Origin of the sequence: Acetobacter sp. P5B1 (assembly GCF_018811985.1) — a bacterium.
Taxonomy (GTDB): domain Bacteria; phylum Pseudomonadota; class Alphaproteobacteria; order Acetobacterales; family Acetobacteraceae; genus Acetobacter; species Acetobacter cerevisiae.
In genome coordinates this window covers 1-18,543 of sequence record NZ_JACRVS010000006.1, presented here as the reverse complement: position 1 = coordinate 18,543, position 18,543 = coordinate 1, and the positions used below count along the sequence as shown (strand labels likewise).

The following is an 18,543-nucleotide window of genomic DNA, read 5'->3' as shown; positions in this document are numbered from 1 at the left end:
AGACGTGGGGGGGATCCAGTGTCATACTGGACATGGACAGGATCACTAAACCATACTCTTCTTAGCATTCACCTTCTCCTCATGGCCGAGAAGGTCTAAGGCCCAACAAACAGGATGGTCTAGTTTCGTGATTACGACATATGCTGCCTTCTTGCATATGAGCCAGAGCGGTTTCTAGTTGGGGCTTGAGAGTAGAGGTGCACCTCGTAATTGTCTTGTTGGAGTGCAATTCATCGTTTCAGTGAGCGATAATGCGAGAGAAAGCCTGTTGGATAGATGTGGGATTATGAGTCGTAATAGTCACTTTCACCATGTCTGGGCGATTGCGAAATTCTTCTATCTGCGTGAGATTAGAATGGCTGCCTTTACGTTCACCGTCATCAAGGCTCGACGGATAAAAATCCCACTTTCCTAAAGCCTTTAATATGTTTCTTTCATCCTTTGCTGCCATCCAAATTATAGGTATTTTAGTATTAATCTGAACAGCAAAGGGAATTCTATTAGGAAGAGAAAGCCTCCACATTTTCTTAGTTTTTGCTTTAGCTCGAGATTCCGAAGAAAATTTATAATCTCTTGCTCCTATACTAAATATTATGTGTAGAAATGATTGCACTTCTTTTGACGGCATAATTTTTTTCACCTGTAATATATATATCATCTTGATTTAGAAAAATTGGCAGTGCGAGCATTTTTTGTAGGCTGGATTATTTAATCACAGCATCCGCAATGGATCTCCCGCAGGTCATAGTGAGCCATTCGAGTCCCTGATTGACTATCAAAAAGCAGACCCAAAGACGTTATTGATTGTATTGATTGATGAAGAACAGCGCAAGAAACCCCTATGAGGTTGAATGAATAGCTGTGATTGCGGCATCCTGACGCCCGATAGTTTTAAAACTGTCTGTTGTGTCTGGGATCCGCACAATTTCCCGATGTAGACAACTGACAAAGCCTTTCATGGCCCAAACGTCTATCCAGCGCTTCTTCGGAATTGTGAATCTGATCGTATAACTCCGACGCCTCAGAAGCGGTTGGTATACGTCTTCACACCCCTTCAGATGAACTAAAAGGTATAAGAGGAGCACATTATGCCGCGCTAAACTCTGAAAAAATAACGAAGAGTTTAATTGGTGATTTTTCAGGAAAAAATTGCTGGGGCGAATGACGGGGCTCGAACCCGCGACAACCGGTACCACAAACCGGCGCTCTACCAGCTGAGCTACATCCGCCACACAGCAAGCGCTCATGTAGAGAAACGGAGCTGGCCCGTCAAGACCGAGATGCGGAGAAGGGGCAAAAAATTCCACAACCCGCTTTTGCCGCACGGATGGTGCGGCGCTCTGGCGGTCCGGTGTCTTGATTTATGGGCCGCCAGAGGTCCGGGGAGGGTTAGCCGCGCTTGCTTGCCCAGCGTTCGATGCGGGCCACGGCCTCCTGCAATACGCTCTCCTGCTTACAGAAGGCGAAGCGGACCAGATGCTTTGGCGGGGTGCCGTTGGACGAGTCATAAAAGGCGGAGGCGGGGATGGTGGTGACACCGGCTTCTTCCGTCAGCATCCGGGCGAAGGCGACATCATCCAGCCCGTTGGCCAGAGGGGTAATGTCCGCCATCACAAAGTAACTGCCGTCACACGGCAGCACATCCAGTCCTACGCCGCGCAGGCCTGCGGAGAGGATGTCGCGCTTGCGGGCCATGTCCCCGGCCAGATCGCGGAAATACTGCTCGTCCTTGTTCAGGCCGAACGCCACGGCGCGTTGCAGGTTGGGGGCGGTGGCAAACACCAGATTCTGGTGCGCCTTGGCGACCACGGCGGCCAGCGGGGCCGGGGCGGTGACGTAGCCTACCTTCCAGCCGGTGAGCGAGAAGCTCTTGCCCGCACTGCCAATGCGCAGGCACCGCTCCCGCATGGCGGGGCGGCTCATCAGCGAGACATGCGGCGTGCCGAAGGTGAGATGTTCATACACCTCATCGCATACAGCATAGGCGTCGTGCTGAATCAGCAAACCGGCGATGAAGTCCAGTTCTTCCGTGGTGAAGACCTTGCCGGTGGGATTCATGGGCGTGTTGAGCAGAATGGCCTTGGTGCGGGCAGAAAAGGCGGCGGTCAGAGCCTCCCGCGGGAGCGTCCAGCCCGGTTCCTCCAGCCGCACCAGCTTTGGCACGCCGCCAAGCTGGCGGACCATGGGCAGGTAGGTGTCATAAAGCGGCTCAATCAGCACCACTTCATCACCGGGTTCGATCAGCGCCATGAGTGAGGCGGCGAGCGCTTCCGTAGCACCAGAGGTGACGACAACTTCCGACTCCGCATCAATCTCCAGCCCCTGAAAGCGGGCGTTGGAGTCTGCCACCGCACGGCGCAGTTCCGGCAGGCCGGTCAGCGGTGCATACTGGTTGCGGCCATCCAGCAGGGCATCTGCCGCCGCCTGCACCATGTCCTGCGGGCCTTCCGTATCCGGGAAGCCCTGCCCCAGATTAATGGCGTCATGCGCGCGGGCCAGTTCCGACATCACGGTGAAAATGGTGGTGGGCAGGGCGGCAATCTGCCGGTTGAGCGGTTTTGTCATGGCCGTATGTCCTGGGGGCTGCCGGGGGAAAAACGCAGTGGAAACTACAAAAGTGGCGGGCAGACTGCCACGGGCTGGCAAGGGGAGAAAAGAGGGGAGTTTGATGCCGGATCGTTATATTTCGCACAAGGCCGATTGCCCGCGCGGCCAACCCGTGCAAGTTTGGGGCTGTTCGCCCTGAGCCTTCATGCCTTATGGGCAGGTTACGCGCAGGAAGGACCCCCTCTTGTTCAGTGCAGCACCAGATATATTGATGACGTGACATGAGAAAGATCGAGGCCATAATCAAGCCGTTCAAGCTGGACGAGGTGAAGGAAGCCCTTCACGAACTCGGCCTGCAAGGCATTACCGTGATCGAAGCCAAGGGTTTCGGCCGGCAGAAAGGGCACACGGAACTCTATCGTGGCGCGGAATATATTGTCGATTTTCTGCCCAAGATGAAAATTGAGGTTGTCTGTCCCGCCAATCTGGTGGAACGCGCCGTGGAGGCTATCTCGGCCGCAGCGCGCACCGGACGAATCGGCGACGGCAAAATCTTTATTCTCCCGGTGGAAGACGTGGTGCGAATCCGCACGGGGGAACGAGGGGAAGATGCTATCTGAGGCAGCCCGGCCCGGGGCGCCCCGAGAGCGGACGCGAGTTTTATAATCCTAGACGTGCCGCAAGAGTGTGGTGCGCAACAGGTTGTAGGTGAAGACATATGGTGAAGAAAACGACCACTGCGGGTGACAGCAAAGCCGCAGCGATTGCTAAGGTTTTTGACCTGATCCAGGAAAACTCGGTCGAGTTTGTCGATCTGCGTTTCACGGATCCGCGCGGCAAGTGGCACCACACCACGCAGTATGTCACCACGATTGAAGAAGACACCTTTACCGAGGGCTTCATGTTCGATGGTTCCTCCATTGCCGGATGGAAAGCCATTAACGAAAGTGACATGGTTCTGCTGCCGGACCCGGAAACAGCCGTGATGGACCCGTTTACGGCCCGCCCGCAGCTGATCCTGTTCTGTGACATCATCGAGCCGTCCACAGGTCAGCCCTATAACCGTGACCCGCGCTCCACCGCCAAGCTGGCTGAGCAGTATCTGAAGTCCTCCGGTCTGGGCGACACCGCCTTCTTTGGCCCGGAAGCTGAATTCTTCATTTTCGACAACGTGCGCTTTGGCACGGGCCCGAACTTCGGCAAATATCAGCTCGACAGCATCGAAGGACCCGGCGCGTCCCTGAAGGACTACCCGGAAGGCAACATGGGCCATCGTCCGGGTGTGAAGGGTGGCTACTTCCCCGTACCGCCGGTGGACAGCGAGAACGACCTGCGCGCCGAAATGCTCGCCACCATGGGTGAGATGGGTCTGCCGATTGAAAAGCAGCACCACGAAGTCGCACAGTCTCAGCATGAGCTGGGCACCAAGTTCGACACGCTGGTTCGCTCTGCCGACTTCATGCAGATCTACAAATACTGCGTGCACAACGTGGCCCATTCCTACGGTAAGACCGCCACGTTCATGCCGAAGCCGATCTATGGCGATAACGGCTCTGGCATGCATGTTCACCAGTCCATCTGGAAAGACGGCAAACCGACGTTTGCAGGCAATGGCTATGCGGACCTGTCCGACACCGCCCTGTATTACATCGGTGGCATCATCAAGCATGCCAAGGCGCTGAACGCCTTCACCAACCCGTCCACCAACTCCTACAAGCGTCTGATCCCGGGCTTTGAAGCTCCGGTGCTGCTGGCTTACTCTGCGCGCAACCGCTCTGCGTCCTGCCGTATTCCGTATGCCACCAACCCGAAAGCCAAGCGCGTTGAAGTCCGCTTCCCGGACCCGACGGCCAACCCGTACCTGGCGTTCTCCGCCATGCTGATGGCCGGTATCGACGGCATCAAGAACAAGATCCACCCGGGCGATGCCATGGACAAGGATCTGTATGACCTGCCGCCGGAAGAACTGAAGCAGATCCCGACGGTTGCCGGCTCCCTGCGTGAAGCGCTGGAAGCTCTGGCTGCTGACCATGAGTTCCTGCTGGCTGGTGGTGTGTTCACCAAAGACCAGATCGAAAGCTACCTGACGGTGAAGTGGGAAGACGTGTATCGCTTTGAACACACCCCGCACCCGGTTGAGTTCGAAATGTACTACTCCGTCTGATCCCTCTCCTTTAGAGGTTCAGTCGATCAGGAACGCGGCCTTCTTCGGAGGGCCGCGTTTTTTTTGTGCCTGCGCCCGGGCTGCACTGTGCCTTTTGGGTGATTGACTCGGCGGGGTGAGGCGATAAGACAACGCCTGTGATGGTTTCCCCCACACAAGGGAATGAAAAGGGAACCGGGTGCAGGCCTTGCTGGCCTTAGTCCCGGGCTGTCCCCGCAACTGTAAGCGGTATGGCTGAGTAGTCCGGACGCAAGGCGTTCGGCCCACTGGAGATGGTGTTTCTCCGGGAAGGGATTGCTCAGCTGCGACGCCGCAAGCCAGGAGACCTGCCATCCAGCAAGTGGTTGCGACCAGGAAACGTCAGTCGGGGTGTGTTGGCGTGCGTAACTGAGTTCTGCCCCGGCTACTTGCCGTATGGGGCAGGCCGGAGACGCTGTCCTGTGGCAACGGCTGACCACAGGATACGAGTATTATGACCTTCCTTCGTTGCGTGCTGACAACCTCCACCATTCTGGCTGTGGCTGGCTATGGCGGGGTAGCGCAGGCTGCTGCCCTTTCTGACGCACAGACGCCCTCAGGCAAATCTCAGGCCCATAAAGCCGCCTCTTCCGGCAAGATCCTGAAAGGTCGGGCCGGAGCGGCGGCTCAGCAGCCGGTCGGCACAGCACCGGCGGGGCGTACACTTGTTTCGCTCAGCCCGTCTCAGGGATTGCCAGAGGTTGTCACGGTCAGTGCGTTGCGCAGGCCAGTGCGGGCGGATGATGTGGGCTCCAGCGTCACCGTGGTCACGGATGAGCAGATTGCCACCCAGCAGCGGCGCACGCTGCCCGATATTCTGGCGCGTCAGCCGGGGCTGAATGTGGTGCGGTCTGGCGGCTTTGGCGGCACAACGTCCATTTTCATGCGCGGTTCAAACGCCAATGACGTGAAGGTGCGGATCGATGGCATGGACATCAATGATGGCAGCTCCGCCGATAATGCGTTTGATGCCGGGCAGTTTGTAACGGACGGTATTGGCTCCATTGAAATCCTGCGCGGCCCACAGAGCGGCCTGTATGGCGCAGATGCCATGGCCGGGGTGATTGATATCAACACCAAACAGGGTGAAGGGCGCTTCAAACCGTTTGTGCGGATTGAGGGTGGATCTTACGGTACCTTCAATCAGGCGTTTGGCGCGTCCGGCAGCAGCGGGCGGTTCCATTATAATGTCGTGTTGTCCCATTACCGCACCGACGGTTTTCATGAAATCCCGCGTTATATTGATCGGTATAATGAGGCCAATCGTGCCCAGCGCCGCGCGGGCGACCGGAATGATAACCGCAGCGCAAACGTCAAACTCGGTTATGATGTCACGCATAATTTTGATCTCGGTCTGACGGCGCGCCTGATACAGGCCAATTATCATACCTTCACATCGTATGATGACGTGTTCACACCGTATAACGGTGACCAGCTGATCCGGGACCAGAATACGCAGAATGAGGCTGTTGTGCGCGGCACAGCGCATCTGTCATCGTTTGGCGGAATGTTCGATCAGGTTTTGGGGCTTGGTTACATGACCAACCGCCGCCGCTACATGCAGGACGGGTCTTATGCAGATGGTGAGCCCGCCATGACGGACCCGTACTATTACCGTTCAACCAGACTCAAGGTGGACTGGCACGGCACGGTGGACCTGCGCAAATACGGGACTCTTCTTGTGGGTGCCGAGCATTTTCATGACACGATTGATGTCTCGACCAGTGACCCGACCGAACCCATGCACACCACAGCAGGCATGGATACCACAGCGGGTTATGGGCAGTATGAAGGCAACTGGAACCGCATTCTCTACGGCGCGGCCAATGTGCGGTATGATTCCAATTCCCGCTACGGCAACCATGTCACCTGGCGTGTGGCTCCGGCCATTCATGTGCCGAACACTGGCACTATTATCAAAGCCAGTGCCGGGTCAGGCTTCCATGCGCCGTCGCTGTATCAGCTGTTTGTCAATCAGCGTGGGGCAGGCTGGGGGGAAGAGGGCAACCCTAACCTGAAAGCCGAAACCATGATTGGCTACGATGTGGGCGTGGAGCAGAAACTGCTGCATGACAAACTGCATTTTGGCGCCACATGGTATGACAACAAGGTGCGGAATCTCATCCAGTCTTCATCCTACGTGTTGCCAGTGGCAGGGAGCGCGTGGGGGGATTACATCTATTCCTACGGCAATGTTGGCCATGCGCGGATGTATGGTGTGGAAGCGTTCCTGGACTGGAAAGCACTGGATACGCTCAGTTTTGCGCTGAACTATACCTGGACCCACGCGCGGGATACGGAAAATAATGCGCCGTTGCAGCGTCGCCCGCAGCATAAGTTCAATTTCAACACCACATGGTCCCCGGTGAAGGACTTCACGCTGTCCGGCAATATTCTCTACACCAGCGGCTGGCGGGATTACCCGTTGGTGGGTGAAAATTATTGCAGCACCTGTGGCAAGGGGCATGGATATTTCACGATTGATCTGACCGCGCATTACAAAATCAATCGCTATATCTCGGTTTTTGCGCGGGCGGATAATCTGCTTAACCGGCAGTATGAAGACCCGATTGGCTACCTACAGCCCGGTCGCGCCGGATATGGTGGCTTTACGCTGAATTACTGATCCCGCACGGGGCGCATGCCAGAAGGCAAATGGCCTTTTTTACGCCATGCGTTAGAGTGACAAGACAGTTTGAGACGTATTTCAGAAAGGTTTTTCCCGTATGGTCACGCAACGCCCCGAAACACAGTACACACAGCGCCAGCCGGTGCGTCGCACGCTTAAGGCACTGGTGCGGTCTGGCATGCTGATGGGCCTGCTCTGCGCATCCGTGTCCGGCACGGCGCTGGCGGAAGACAGCACGGTGCATAACTGGACCACCAGCGGGAATGTGACGGTGGCGGATCGCTTCCCGGATGTGCAGGCGTCCGGCATTGCGCGGCTGCCGGACGGGCGGATTGTGCTGTCTCTCCCCACCAGCGCCCAGCGACATAAAGGCCCGGTGCTGGTTACGTGGACGCAGGGGCAACTGACGCCGTTTCCCAGCAAAGCCGCGCAGAGCAAGATGATTTCTCCGCTGGGTATGACGGTGGACGCCAACGGCCAGCTCTGGCTGCTGGATGAAGGCGTGCGTGCTGGCAGCAAGGCCAAAGCCAAACCGGCCCTGCTGCATATTGACCCGAAGACGAACAGGATTGTCCGTCGTTATGCGTTTGGCACACCTGCTGTGCGGCCAGACAGCCATGTGAATGATGTGCGGGTTGACCTCACACATGGCAGCGCAGGCACGGCATTTGTTAGCGATACGTCCCAGACCACGCACCCCGCTCTGCTGGTGGTGGATCTGGCCAGTGGCAAGGTGCGGCGTATTCTGGAAGAAACCGTGTCCGTAAGCCCGGTGCCGGGTTTTGTGATGGAAGCGGACGGTCGCCTTGGCCGGTATGATGCCGAGCATCCCACCGTGCCGCAGGGCGGGGTGGATGGTGTGGCCCTGAGTGCGGATTCCACGCGCCTTTACTGGTCTCCGCTGTCTTCCCGCCGCCTCTACAGCGCGCCGACAGCTGTGCTGGCAGACCCCAACGCCACGGAAGCCACGCTGGAAGCTGCCGTGAAGGACGAAGGGGAAGTCGGGATTATGGACGGCATGATGACCGCCCCTGATGGCAGCCTGTATGTAACGGATATTGAGCGCCATGCCGTGGTGCGCCGCGCACCGGATGGCAGCCTGTCCCTCGTTGCGCAGGATGCCCGGCTGATTGCACCGGACAGCATGGCGTTTGATGGCAACACCATTTTGCTGACAGTCGGCCAGTGGGCGCGCCTGCCGGACTTCCATAATGGCAAGGACATGCAGGAACGCCCGTATATTCTGGTGCGTATTACCCCGCCTGAAGTCGCAGCTTCAACTCAGCCTGCACAGCAGTAAAAGGTGAGATGGAGCAAAAATGTCTACACAGGATTTTATTTCGACTATCCCGAAAGCTGAGCTGCATCTGCATATTGAAGGCAGTCTGGAGCCGGAACTGATGTTTGCGCTGGCGCGGCGGAACCGGGTTTCCATCCCGTTTTCTTCTGTAGAGGATGTGCGCAAGGCGTATCAGTTTACAAAATTGCAGGATTTTCTGGATATCTATTACGCCGGGGCTGATGTGCTGCTGACGGCGGAGGATTTTCGGGATCTGGCCGTCGCCTATTTTGACCGCGCTGCAGCAGATGGCGTGACGCATGCCGAGATCTTTTTTGATCCCCAGACGCATACGCTGCGGGGTGTGCCATTTGATGTGGTGATGGAAGGGCTACTCGCTGGCGTGGAAGAGGCCCGACGCAGGCATGGTATGAGCGTGCTGCTGATCCTGTGCTTCTTGCGGCATCTGGATGAAGAGTCCGCGTTTGCGACGTTCCGCTCTGCTGAAAAATGGTTTGGGCAGATTAGCGGCGTCGGGCTGGATTCTTCAGAAGTCGGGCATCCGCCTTCAAAATTTGCAAAAGTCTTTGCCGCCGCAGCCGATGCCGGTTTGAAGCGTGTGGCACACGCGGGGGAAGAAGGGCCGCCCGCCTATGTGTATGAAGCCCTTGATATCCTGCGGGTGGACCGGCTGGACCACGGCAACCGATCACTGGAAGATCCTTTTCTGACCAGCCGTCTGGCGCGGGACGCCATGACCCTGACCGTCTGCCCGCTCTCCAACCTCAAATTGTGCGTGGTGGAAGATCTGCGGGACCACCCCATTGATATCATGCTGGAAAAAGGGCTGCGGGCGACCCTGAACTCGGATGATCCGGCCTATTTTGGCGGCTACGTTGCGGAGAATTACCGCGCCCTTGTCGATGCAGGGAAACTGTCAAACCGGGATGTTGCGACGCTGGCGCGGAACAGTTTCCTTGGCTCTTTTCTGAATGATGACGCTCTGACGCACCAGCTTGAAAGGCTTGATGCGTTTTTGCTTCGTCATACTGCGGCGTTGTGACGGCAGGCCATCAGACCCTTTTACGGCTCAACCCCAAAAGCAAAGACTGTGGTGTGGTCAAACTCTTCACCCGGTCTGAGCACGGTTGAGGGAAAATTGGGGTGGTGTGGGGAATCCGGGAAGAACTGGGTTTCCAGCGCAATGCCGTCCGTCTGGCGGTAAGTCTGGCCAGACGGCCCTGCGTAACGGCCATCCAGACTGTTGCCTGTGTAAACCTGAATGCCGGGTTGCGTGGTGAAAACGGACAGGGTGCGGCCTGAGGCCGGGTCCGTCAGCGTGGCGGCCAGACGGGGGGCCGGACCGGTTGGTGCGGTGAGAACCCAGTTGTGGTCATACCCTTTGGCGTGGCGCATCTGCCCGAACGTGCTGCGCAGTCGTTCCCCAATGCGGTACGGTGTGCGGAAATCCAGTGGTGTGCCGTCAACTTTGGCAATATCACCGGTGGGGATGGAGGCATCATCTGTCGGGGTGTAATGGTCCGCGTTCAGGCTTAGGACGTGATTTTCCACCGTGCCGGAGCCTTCACCGCCCAGATTGAAATAGCTGTGGTTTGTCAGGTTCAGAACGGTGGGGCGGTCGGTGCTGGCGCGGTAGCGGATGCTCAGGCGGTTACTGTCGTCCAGAATGTAGGACACACGGACCGTCAGCGTGCCGGGGAAGCCTTCATCCCCATCCGGGCTGACAAGCGTGAGTTCCGCCCCTGTGGCGTTTGTCAGGTCGGAAAGTTTTTTGACAGACCATATCTTTTTATCAAACCCGTTCCGGCCGCCATGCAGGGTGTTCGGCGGTTCGGTGGCCGGGAGGTGATAGGTCCTGCCGTCCAGATCAAACGACGCCTTTGCAATGCGGTTGGCGTAGCGGCCCACTAGCGCGCCAAAAAATAGGCCGCCTTCTGCACTATCCCGTGTGTAGCCCTCCAGCGTAGGAAAACCGAGCACGATATTGGCCTGTTTTCCGGTCTTATCCGGGGTGGAAATGGCGGTAATGACCCCGCCATAAGAGAGAAACTGCACGGTGAGGCCAGCCTTGTTGCGCAGCGTGTAGCGCGAGACTTTCTGCCCGTTTGCCAGTGTGCCAAACGGCTCGGCTTCAAACGCTCCGGGCGGGGCCGCGTGGGACAGGGACGGCAGCAGCGCCCCCAGCGCGGCCAGCCCCAGTGTTGCAGAGCGGGAGAGGCGGCCCATGAGGCCGTGTGGTCTGGCAGCAGGCGAAACTAAGCGTGAAGTCATGGTGTAAGACCGTTCATGTGTACTGGCCGGAACAAATGCCCGTACGCCGCGTTGGCGTATACTGGCCAATAACGTCATGAGGGCATGAAAGTTCATGTCCAGGGCCACGGGCCGGGCGGTGTCTGTCTGTGGTTTTGTATGTTTTGACAGTCTTGTCTGGAATGTTTTTAGAATTGAGTCGATAAAAAAAGAAAATTCTCTCAGGACTTCTTGAAGAAATTTCTATTTCTTCAGGATAGAGAGTCTGTGTTCTTTCTTGAGAAAAGATAAAAAGCATACCGAGTGTGTGCGGAGAGCAATCAGTTGCTTTGTTTTCTATCGGGCGCGACGCAGTTCCAGAATTTTTCTGGAAAAAAATGAATTTATCTTATACGGTTGTGGTCCTTTCTTACATTTCTGACAACATTGGTTGACCTGAATGACGCCACCATCTTCGCGGCCCGGTATGCCGTTACTGATTACGACTGTCCTTGTGGCAGTGCTGGGCCTGTTCCTGACGGGAGGCGGCGCATGGCTCGCTTCTCTGGGCGGTTCTCTCTTTTATGTGCTGTGCGGGCTGGTCCTGCTCGTCACGGCGGTGCTGCTCTGGCGGCGCCGGCAGGAAGCCCTGTGGCTGTATGCCGCTCTGGTTTTCGCAACACTCATCTGGTCCGTGGGGGAAGTCGGGTTTGACTTCTGGGCGCTGGCTCCGCGTGGGGACGTGCTGCTGCCGCTGGGCCTGTGGATGCTCCTGCCATTTGTGACCAGAGACCTCTACCCGCACTCCCGCATGGGGCGTGCGCCGCTGGCGCTGGGCGTGGTGGCTGGTCTGGCAGTCTATGGCTTTGCGCTGACGCAGGACCCGCAGGATCTTGCCGGCGTTCTGCCCTCCGCAGGACCGCAGGCTGCCATTGTGCCGGGTGATGCACAGGATGCGGCCGATGCCGACTGGCCCGCTTATGGCCGCACCCAGTTTGGTGACCGTTATTCTCCGCTTAAGCAGATTACCCCGGCCAATGTGTCCGGTCTGAAAGTGGCATGGGTGTTCCGCACGCATGACCTGAAGACCCCGAATGACCCGGGCGAATTCACGGATGAAGTCACGCCCATCAAGGTGCGCGACACACTGTATCTCTGCTCCCCGCACCAGATCCTGTTTGCGCTGGATGCGGCCACGGGCAAGGAGCGGTGGAAGTTCGATCCGAAACTTCAGTACAATCCGACCTTCCAGCACATGACCTGCCGTGGCGTCTCTTATTCTGAGATGCACCCCGGTGATGTGACGAGTGATGGCACGCCGGCTCCTACCGAGTGCAGCCACCGCGTGTTCCTGCCGACCAATGATGGCCGCCTGTTTGCGCTGGATGCGGAAACGGGTGAGCGCTGCCACGGTTTTGGTCAGGATGGCGAACTGGACCTGAAGGGCGGCATGCCGATGCATGAGGCCGGGTTCTATGAGCCGACCTCTCCGCCGGTGGTGACGCAGAAGGTTGTTATTGTCTCCGGTGCGGTGACGGATAACTATTCCACGCATGAACCCTCCGGTGTGACGCGTGCGTATGACCTGTATACGGGCCGTCTGGTCTGGGCATTTGATGCGGGTAACCCCAACCCGAACGAACTGCCGTCCGACACCCACAAATATGTGGCGAACTCTCCCAACTCCTGGATTACATCGTCTTACGATGCCCGGCTGAACATGATCTACATCCCCACGGGTGTGGCCACGCCGGATATCTGGGGCGGTCATCGCTCTGCCGATCAGGAACGCTATGCCTCCGGTATTCTGGCACTGAACGCCGATACGGGTGAGAAGGTCTGGTTCTATCAGACCGTGCATCATGATCTATGGGATATGGATATTCCGTCCCAGCCGAGCCTTGTCGATATTCGTCAGGCAGATGGCACGGTGGTTCCTGCTCTGTATGCGCCGGCCAAGACGGGCAACATCTTTGTGCTGGACCGTCGCAACGGGCACCTGATTGTCCCGGCTCCGGAAACGCCGGTGCCGCAGGGTGCAGCCCCCGGTGACCATGTGGCTCCTACTCAGCCTTATTCCGAACTCACTTTCCGCCCGAAGAAAAACCTGACGGATGCGGACATGTGGGGCGGCACGATGCTGGACCAGATGGTGTGCCGCATCATGTTCAAGAAACTGCGCTATGAGGGGCCGTTTACGCCGCCGTCCGAGCAGGGCACGCTGGTGTTCCCGGGGAATCTGGGCATGTTTGAATGGGGCGGTCTGGCTGTGGACCCTGTGCGTCAGATTGCCTTTACCAACCCGATTGCCATTCCGTTTGTTTCTACCCTTATCCCGCGTGGGCCGCGCAACCCGGCTGAGCCGAACCCGAATGTCGGGCCGTCCGGTTCAGAAAGTGGTGTGCAGCCGCAATATGGCACCCCGTATGGTGTGGACCTCCATGCGTTCCTTTCCCCGCTGGGCATTCCGTGCAAACAGCCGGGCTGGGGCTATGTGGCAGGCATTGATCTGAAGACCAACAAGATCATGTGGATGCACCGCAACGGCACCGTGCGGGACAGCTCTCCGCTGCCGCTGCCTTTCAAGGTTGGTATTCCGTCTCTGGGTGGCCCGCTGACCACGGCTGGTGGCGTGGCGTTCCTGACTTCCACGGCGGATTATTACATCCGGGCGTATGACGTCACGACCGGCCGCCAGCTCTGGCAGGACCGTCTGCCTGCCGGTGGTCAGTCCACACCGATGACGTATGAAGCCAATGGTCGCCAGTTTGTGGTGACAGCCGACGGCGGCCACGGCTCCTTCGGCACCAAGCTGGGCGACTATATTGTGGCCTATGCGCTGCCGGATGGTGCGGAAAAGCATTGATCTGACCAGACTGTTGCCGGACGGTGTTCCGGCATGACGTAAGGGAAGGGGCGAACCGGGAAACGGGTTCGTCCCTTTTTTTATGGGGAAAATGAGGCTGTGCCCGTGGCGTGCAGGGGTATTTCCAGATATGGCCTGCCAGAATGTGGGTAAGAAGAGGTGCGTAAATGTATGTCGTGATGGGGGCCACGGGCCATGTTGGGGGCAGTGTGGCGCGGGCGTTGCTGGCGGCGGGAGAGGCTGTTACCGTCGTTACCCGCAGTGCGGCAAAAGCCGAAGCATGGCGGCAGAAAGGGGCTGAGGCAGCGATACTGAATGTGCAGGACACATCAGCTCTGGCCGCCTTGTTTCAAAAAGCCAGGCGCGCCTTTGTGCTGAACCCGCCCGCCAGCCCGGCCCTGAATACTGATGAGGAAGAACGCAAGACGGTACAGGCCATTTTGAAGGCCTTGCAGGGTGCCGGGCTGGAAAAGATTGTTCTTCAGTCAACCTACGGCGCTCAGCCGGGCGCGCACTGCGGGGATCTGGGTGTTCTGTATGAATTTGAGGAAGGGGCGCGCCAGTTGGGCACTCCGCTCTGTGTGGTACGGGCCGCCTACTACATGAGCAACTGGACGTTTGGCATGGACGCCGTGCGTGCATCCGGCGTTCTGGAAACCTTTCTGCCTGCCGCGCAAAAAGTGCCGATGGTAGCTCCGCAGGATGTTGGGGCGGTGGCGTCACAGTTGCTGCGTGCGCCCGTCTCTGAAGTCGGCGTGTATGCGGTGGAAGGCCCGGAGCAGTATAGTCCAGAGGATGTGGCGGAGGTGCTGGGGGAGGTTTTGAACCAGCCGGTGCGCGTGGCGTCTCTTCCCAAAGCCGAGTGGCTGGCAGCGTATCGTCAGAGTGGGTTTTCAGACAGTGCCGCGCAGTCTTACGCGCATATGACAGAAATTTTTGTCACGCAGGCGTATGACGTGCCTCCTGCCCCTCTAAAGGGCCCGACTGATCTGAAAACCTATTTTTAGCAGGTTTTGACGAAGAATGCGGCCTGAGCAGAGAAGCCGCTTGCATTCCCCGTAGTGATTGATGATCCTGCATTCCATGTGGAATGAACCGTATCTGGAAACCTGTTGTCGCTCCGCCCTGCACCGTTTGTGTCTGGCGGGAGCGGTGGGACGTCCCGCCGGGCAGCGGGATGATCCGTGTCTGGTGCGGATGGAAGGCATGGGCTTTGTGCGGGATAACGGACAGGGCCGCTTTTTTGTCACCGATGAGGGTGAGGCTCGCCATGCGCGGGAAGTGCTGAAAATCGCAGACGGGCTCAAGCCAGCGTCTGCACCACATGAATGATTCGCCCGGATGATCTGTGGGAGGCGCTGGATGCACTGGCGCTGGAACAGGGGTTGACACCCTCCGGTCTTGCTCGTGCGGCGGGACTGGACCCGACCACCTTTAATCCGTCTCGCAGGATCAGCCCGCATGGTGACATGCGGTGGATGGCATTACCCACCCTGCTGCGGGCGCTGGATGTTCTCAAAATTTCCCCGGCGGATTTTATTCGGAGGCTGGAAGGCGAGGGACGCGGGCAAGGGATTGGTGCAGCGCGGCGCATTCGCGGCCTGCCACTCTCCCGCCTGCGGGGCAGCGGCCTGTTTGATAGCACAGGCCGCCCTAACGGCGTGTTGTGGGAAGATGTGACGCTCCCCTGCGCCGTAACGGGAGACGCCTACGCCGTGCGCGTGGATACGGACAGTATGGAACCGCTGCTGCGCGAAGGTAGTTCACTGGTGCTGATGCCCGATATGCCGCCCCGGCGTTCTGACCGTGTGCTGCTTTGGCGGTCGGGGATGGAGCCGGTTCTGGGGATTCTGGTGGAAAACGCGTTCTCCCAAGATAATGGTGTCTGCGCGGCACCGGCTTCAGTTCCCCTTCAAAATGACAAGGGAAAAACCTCCTCTGGCTCAGACAGGGGAACACGCTGGGCTGTATTGCCTTATCAATGCTCGGAACAAGGCAGTGTGCATGCGCAGGATGATGCAGTTGAGAGTGCAGTGCCGGTGCCGGAGGGAAAAGCGGGCGTGTGGCTGCATCGGATTGTGATGGCTACGTTTTAAGAAAGACAGAATTACATTTATTTTTATAAAAAATTGCATGAATAAAATTCATTGAAGAAATAAATTTATGAATTCTTGCGTATGGAGGAAGTACACGAGAACGTGAATACAAATTTCGGAGAATCCATTTCGAATTAGTATCGGAATCCCATACCGTGAGATCGTATAATATATGCGGCACGGGTGAATATAATGATGGCGTTGCTTAATGGCTTGCGAGGACGTTCCTATTTTTTAACCTGCACGGCCCTCGTGTTGTGCTCAGTTGGGGGCGTGGAGCAGGCCCGCGCCGATGCCTCATTACCCCGGTCTAGCAAGGCTGTCGCAAAACAGCGCCATCCGGTGCAGCCTTCTTCTAAAAAGAGTGTCTCTGCGGGGCATCATTCTCCCTCTGTTCCGCGTGCGCCGCGTGCTGTCCGTTCTGCTGCGGGGGAGGAGGTGCAGGTTACCTCCAATCATGCCCATTCAGTCGGCGCAAAGGTGGTTATCTCCCGTGCCGTGATTGATCACTTTACTGCTGGGTCCAGTCCGCTTCAGGTTCTGGCTGCTACGGCACCGGGTGTCAGCTTTGGGTCATCTGATGCTCTGGGGATGGATACCGCTGCCAGTACCTTTTATGTGCGTGGCTTTAATCAGTCTCAGCTGGGTGGCACGATTGACGGTATCCCAATGGGCGGATTTGGGTTTCATAACTGGTATGGGTTGAATATCGACCAGATTGAAATTCAGGATAATATCCAGTCCATGTCTGTCTCTCAGGGGGCAGGGGCAGTCGATATGCCATCTGGCCAGACGCTGGGCGGCGCGTTGACGTTTCAGTCTTCAGACCCGAAAGACAAGGCGGGTGGCAAGATTAGCCAGAGCTTTGGCAGCTATAACGGCTTTCGTACTTTTGCCCGTGTAGACAGCGGTATTCTGAATGAGACCGGGACAAAATTTTACGCGTCCTATGCTCGGACGTCACAGAATTTATGGAAAGGGTATGGAGATCAGCGGGAAAATCAGGCCAACTTTAAACTTGTGCAACCTTATCTGAACGGCCGCGGGAAGCTGACAGCAATTTTCGATTATTCTGGTTTTACACAATACAACTTCCTGACCATGACGAAAAACATGTGGCAGAACTACGGTCAGGTTGCCATGCTCAAGCCTGACTATGCAAAGGCCGTTCGCTGGGCGGCTAATGCGCAGGCTGGTACGGTACCAACAGAAGTGCAGGGTGTGCTTTCAGCCGATGAAGCCTCCAACATTTTCTGGGATGGCTCGCAGGTGCAGAGGAATTATCTCAGCGCGCTGGTCAATGAGTATAAAATTCTCAGTAATCTCAAATCTGACACGGTTCTTTATGGGCATGTTTCAAACGGGGATTATGGTGGGACCAACAACTTTCTGACGTCTCCCACCTCCGGTATCCCCATGGTGCAGCAGATGGGGCACCCGGACGTCCGACGTATTGGCTTTACGCAAAGCTTTACGTTGAAACTGCATAATAATGATATTCAAAGCGGTGTCTGGTATCAGAATAATAGCTTCAACTATCCCACACGTTTGTATGAAGATGGCGTGAATGGCGCACACGCCACGCTGAGCGGTTTTAAAAAAGGCACCGGCACCACATGGTGGGCGGACTCATTCAACAGCAATACGTTTCAGTTTTACCTGAAAGACGTCTGGCATATTATTCCGGGCATGACGTTGGAAGGTGGCTTCCGCTCTTTGACGCAGACAACGCATGGCGGCACGAAAGTGGACAATACTGCCGCACTCGCTTCCACGTGGGGAACGTATTACGCGCATCCCGTGTCCGGAAGCATGACCTCTTCCAATGCGTTTCTGCCGCACTTTGCCTTTGACTACCATTTTCTTGATAAGCATGAATTCTACTGGGATATTGCGGAAAACATGCGCACGTATGATTACGCAACCCAGACAAACGGTGGCACGCCGTGGGGAGGTCTTGGGAATGCAAGCAATTCTGCCCAGCAGGTTTTCGATGAAAACAAGAGTAAGCTGAAGCCGGAGAGAACATGGAACTATGTTGTCGGCTACCGCTATAACTCCGCTCTGTTCTCCGGCGCAGTCGATTTCTATCATACGGATTATTACAATCGTCTGGCGGGTATCACCTCAGGCCCTGTTAACAATACCTACAGCGCCTATCTGAATGTGGGGCGTGAAACCATGAATGGTGCCGATGTTCTGGGTACCATTCGCCCGTTCCATGGTCTGGAAATTACCAATAGCTTCAGTTGGAATGATGCCCAGTATAAATCAAGCGCTATCCCCTATAATGGCGGCACTGTCAGTATTAAGGGGAAGCATCAGGTTTTCTATCCAAAGTTCATGTATAAAGCGAACGTCAATTATACCTATCGCCGCGCGTCGTTTAACTTCAATACGACCTATAGCAGCGCTATGGCTATGACATATATGAATGACGTGAAGGTGGAGGGATCGAAGAACCGTTGGTTGATGCGCCTGGCTCGTGATTTCAGGGTTTTGGCGATTTGATTGACGGTTTTTGGGGTAGCTTTTGATCTGCGTTTTGAGCAGATCGGGGACTGCCCTCCCGCTGGATGACTACGCGCTCGCGTTCAACCTTTCGAGGAAGAGGAAGCGGCGCATGTTGTAGACGATATTGGCCAGCCCGATCCTCATGGTGGCCCGGGTGATACCGACAGTTCGGATGAACAA

General features: G+C 56.8%; 13 protein-coding genes, 1 tRNA gene, 1 pseudogene and 1 riboswitch. Of the genes and pseudogenes, 10 read left to right on the top strand and 5 right to left on the bottom strand.

Annotated elements, in window-relative coordinates:
- Positions 1-238: 238 nt before the first annotated feature.
- The 3 genes from KP703_RS05255 to KP703_RS05245 form a co-directional block, all read right to left on the bottom strand.
- Entirely contained in the window at positions 239-628 is a 390-nt protein-coding gene (locus KP703_RS05255; protein ID WP_215754020.1) for a hypothetical protein, read from the bottom strand.
- 525 nt (positions 629-1,153) lie between these two features.
- Positions 1,154-1,229 (bottom strand) — tRNA-His (locus KP703_RS05250).
- A 160-nt stretch (positions 1,230-1,389) separates the two neighbouring features.
- On the bottom strand, positions 1,390-2,565 hold the full coding sequence (locus KP703_RS05245; protein WP_215754019.1) for an aminotransferase: 1,176 nt from the start codon (positions 2,563-2,565) through the stop codon (positions 1,390-1,392).
- Positions 2,566-2,828: 263 nt separating this feature from the next.
- Here KP703_RS05245 and KP703_RS05240 point away from each other — a divergent pair, with 263 nt between their 5' ends.
- From KP703_RS05240 to KP703_RS05220, 5 genes are all read left to right on the top strand, one after another.
- Positions 2,829-3,167, top strand: a complete 339-nt coding sequence (locus KP703_RS05240; RefSeq protein ID WP_043551886.1) for a P-II family nitrogen regulator — start codon at positions 2,829-2,831, stop codon at positions 3,165-3,167.
- A 98-nt stretch (positions 3,168-3,265) separates the two neighbouring features.
- On the top strand, positions 3,266-4,711 hold the full coding sequence (glnA, locus tag KP703_RS05235) for a type I glutamate--ammonia ligase (RefSeq protein ID WP_043551888.1): 1,446 nt from the start codon (positions 3,266-3,268) through the stop codon (positions 4,709-4,711).
- Between the two features lie 124 nt (positions 4,712-4,835).
- Positions 4,836-5,060: riboswitch (cobalamin riboswitch) on the top strand.
- Between the two features lie 123 nt (positions 5,061-5,183).
- Positions 5,184-7,355, top strand: coding sequence for a TonB-dependent siderophore receptor (locus KP703_RS05230; RefSeq protein WP_215754018.1), 2,172 nt, complete (start codon positions 5,184-5,186; stop codon positions 7,353-7,355).
- Between the two features lie 181 nt (positions 7,356-7,536).
- Entirely contained in the window at positions 7,537-8,658 is a 1,122-nt protein-coding gene (locus tag KP703_RS05225; RefSeq protein WP_215754093.1) for an L-dopachrome tautomerase-related protein, read from the top strand.
- Between the two features lie 19 nt (positions 8,659-8,677).
- Positions 8,678-9,700 carry an adenosine deaminase gene (locus tag KP703_RS05220; protein ID WP_215754017.1) on the top strand — a complete coding sequence of 341 codons (1,023 nt, stop codon included), beginning with the start codon at positions 8,678-8,680 and terminating at the stop codon, positions 9,698-9,700.
- Positions 9,701-9,720: 20 nt separating this feature from the next.
- On the opposite strand, the gene KP703_RS05215 is transcribed toward KP703_RS05220, so the two are convergent.
- Positions 9,721-10,929, bottom strand: coding sequence for an aldose epimerase family protein (locus tag KP703_RS05215; protein WP_252353857.1), 1,209 nt, complete (start codon positions 10,927-10,929; stop codon positions 9,721-9,723).
- Between the two features lie 418 nt (positions 10,930-11,347).
- Between KP703_RS05215 and KP703_RS05210 the strand changes: the two genes are divergently transcribed.
- From KP703_RS05210 to KP703_RS05190, 5 genes are all read left to right on the top strand, one after another.
- A complete protein-coding gene (locus tag KP703_RS05210) occupies positions 11,348-13,753 on the top strand; it encodes a glucose/quinate/shikimate family membrane-bound PQQ-dependent dehydrogenase (protein WP_215754016.1) in 2,406 nt (801 codons plus the stop codon).
- A 167-nt stretch (positions 13,754-13,920) separates the two neighbouring features.
- Positions 13,921-14,760 carry an NmrA family NAD(P)-binding protein gene (locus tag KP703_RS05205; RefSeq protein ID WP_215754015.1) on the top strand — a complete coding sequence of 280 codons (840 nt, stop codon included), beginning with the start codon at positions 13,921-13,923 and terminating at the stop codon, positions 14,758-14,760.
- A gap of 76 nt (positions 14,761-14,836) precedes the next feature.
- Positions 14,837-15,085, top strand: a complete 249-nt coding sequence (locus KP703_RS05200; protein WP_061507846.1) for a hypothetical protein — start codon at positions 14,837-14,839, stop codon at positions 15,083-15,085.
- The gene (locus KP703_RS05195) at positions 15,082-15,849 is read left to right on the top strand and encodes a helix-turn-helix transcriptional regulator (protein ID WP_215754014.1); all 768 of its coding nucleotides are present in this window, start codon (positions 15,082-15,084) and stop codon (positions 15,847-15,849) included. The genes KP703_RS05200 and KP703_RS05195 overlap by 4 nt, the downstream gene beginning before the upstream one ends.
- A gap of 252 nt (positions 15,850-16,101) precedes the next feature.
- Positions 16,102-18,360 carry a TonB-dependent receptor domain-containing protein gene (locus KP703_RS05190; RefSeq protein ID WP_373687440.1) on the top strand — a complete coding sequence of 753 codons (2,259 nt, stop codon included), beginning with the start codon at positions 16,102-16,104 and terminating at the stop codon, positions 18,358-18,360.
- Between the two features lie 69 nt (positions 18,361-18,429).
- Here KP703_RS05190 and KP703_RS05185 read toward each other — a convergent pair.
- A pseudogene (locus KP703_RS05185) lies at positions 18,430-18,543 on the bottom strand (IS5/IS1182 family transposase); the annotation flags it as partial.

Excerpts from the sequence above, each read along its gene's own strand:
- KP703_RS05255 (WP_215754020.1), bottom strand. The coding sequence starts at position 628 with ATGCCGTCAAAAGAAGTGCAATCATTTCTACACATAATATTTAGTATA.
- KP703_RS05245 (WP_215754019.1), bottom strand. The coding sequence starts at position 2,565 with ATGACAAAACCGCTCAACCGGCAGATTGCCGCCCTGCCCACCACCATT.
- KP703_RS05240 (WP_043551886.1), top strand. The coding sequence starts at position 2,829 with ATGAGAAAGATCGAGGCCATAATCAAGCCGTTCAAGCTGGACGAGGTG.
- glnA (WP_043551888.1), top strand. The coding sequence starts at position 3,266 with ATGGTGAAGAAAACGACCACTGCGGGTGACAGCAAAGCCGCAGCGATT.
- KP703_RS05230 (WP_215754018.1), top strand. The coding sequence starts at position 5,184 with ATGACCTTCCTTCGTTGCGTGCTGACAACCTCCACCATTCTGGCTGTG.
- KP703_RS05225 (WP_215754093.1), top strand. The coding sequence starts at position 7,537 with ATGCTGATGGGCCTGCTCTGCGCATCCGTGTCCGGCACGGCGCTGGCG.
- KP703_RS05220 (WP_215754017.1), top strand. The coding sequence starts at position 8,678 with ATGTCTACACAGGATTTTATTTCGACTATCCCGAAAGCTGAGCTGCAT.
- KP703_RS05215 (WP_252353857.1), bottom strand. The coding sequence starts at position 10,929 with ATGACTTCACGCTTAGTTTCGCCTGCTGCCAGACCACACGGCCTCATG.
- KP703_RS05210 (WP_215754016.1), top strand. The coding sequence starts at position 11,348 with ATGACGCCACCATCTTCGCGGCCCGGTATGCCGTTACTGATTACGACT.
- KP703_RS05205 (WP_215754015.1), top strand. The coding sequence starts at position 13,921 with ATGTATGTCGTGATGGGGGCCACGGGCCATGTTGGGGGCAGTGTGGCG.
- KP703_RS05200 (WP_061507846.1), top strand. The coding sequence starts at position 14,837 with ATGTGGAATGAACCGTATCTGGAAACCTGTTGTCGCTCCGCCCTGCAC.
- KP703_RS05195 (WP_215754014.1), top strand. The coding sequence starts at position 15,082 with ATGATTCGCCCGGATGATCTGTGGGAGGCGCTGGATGCACTGGCGCTG.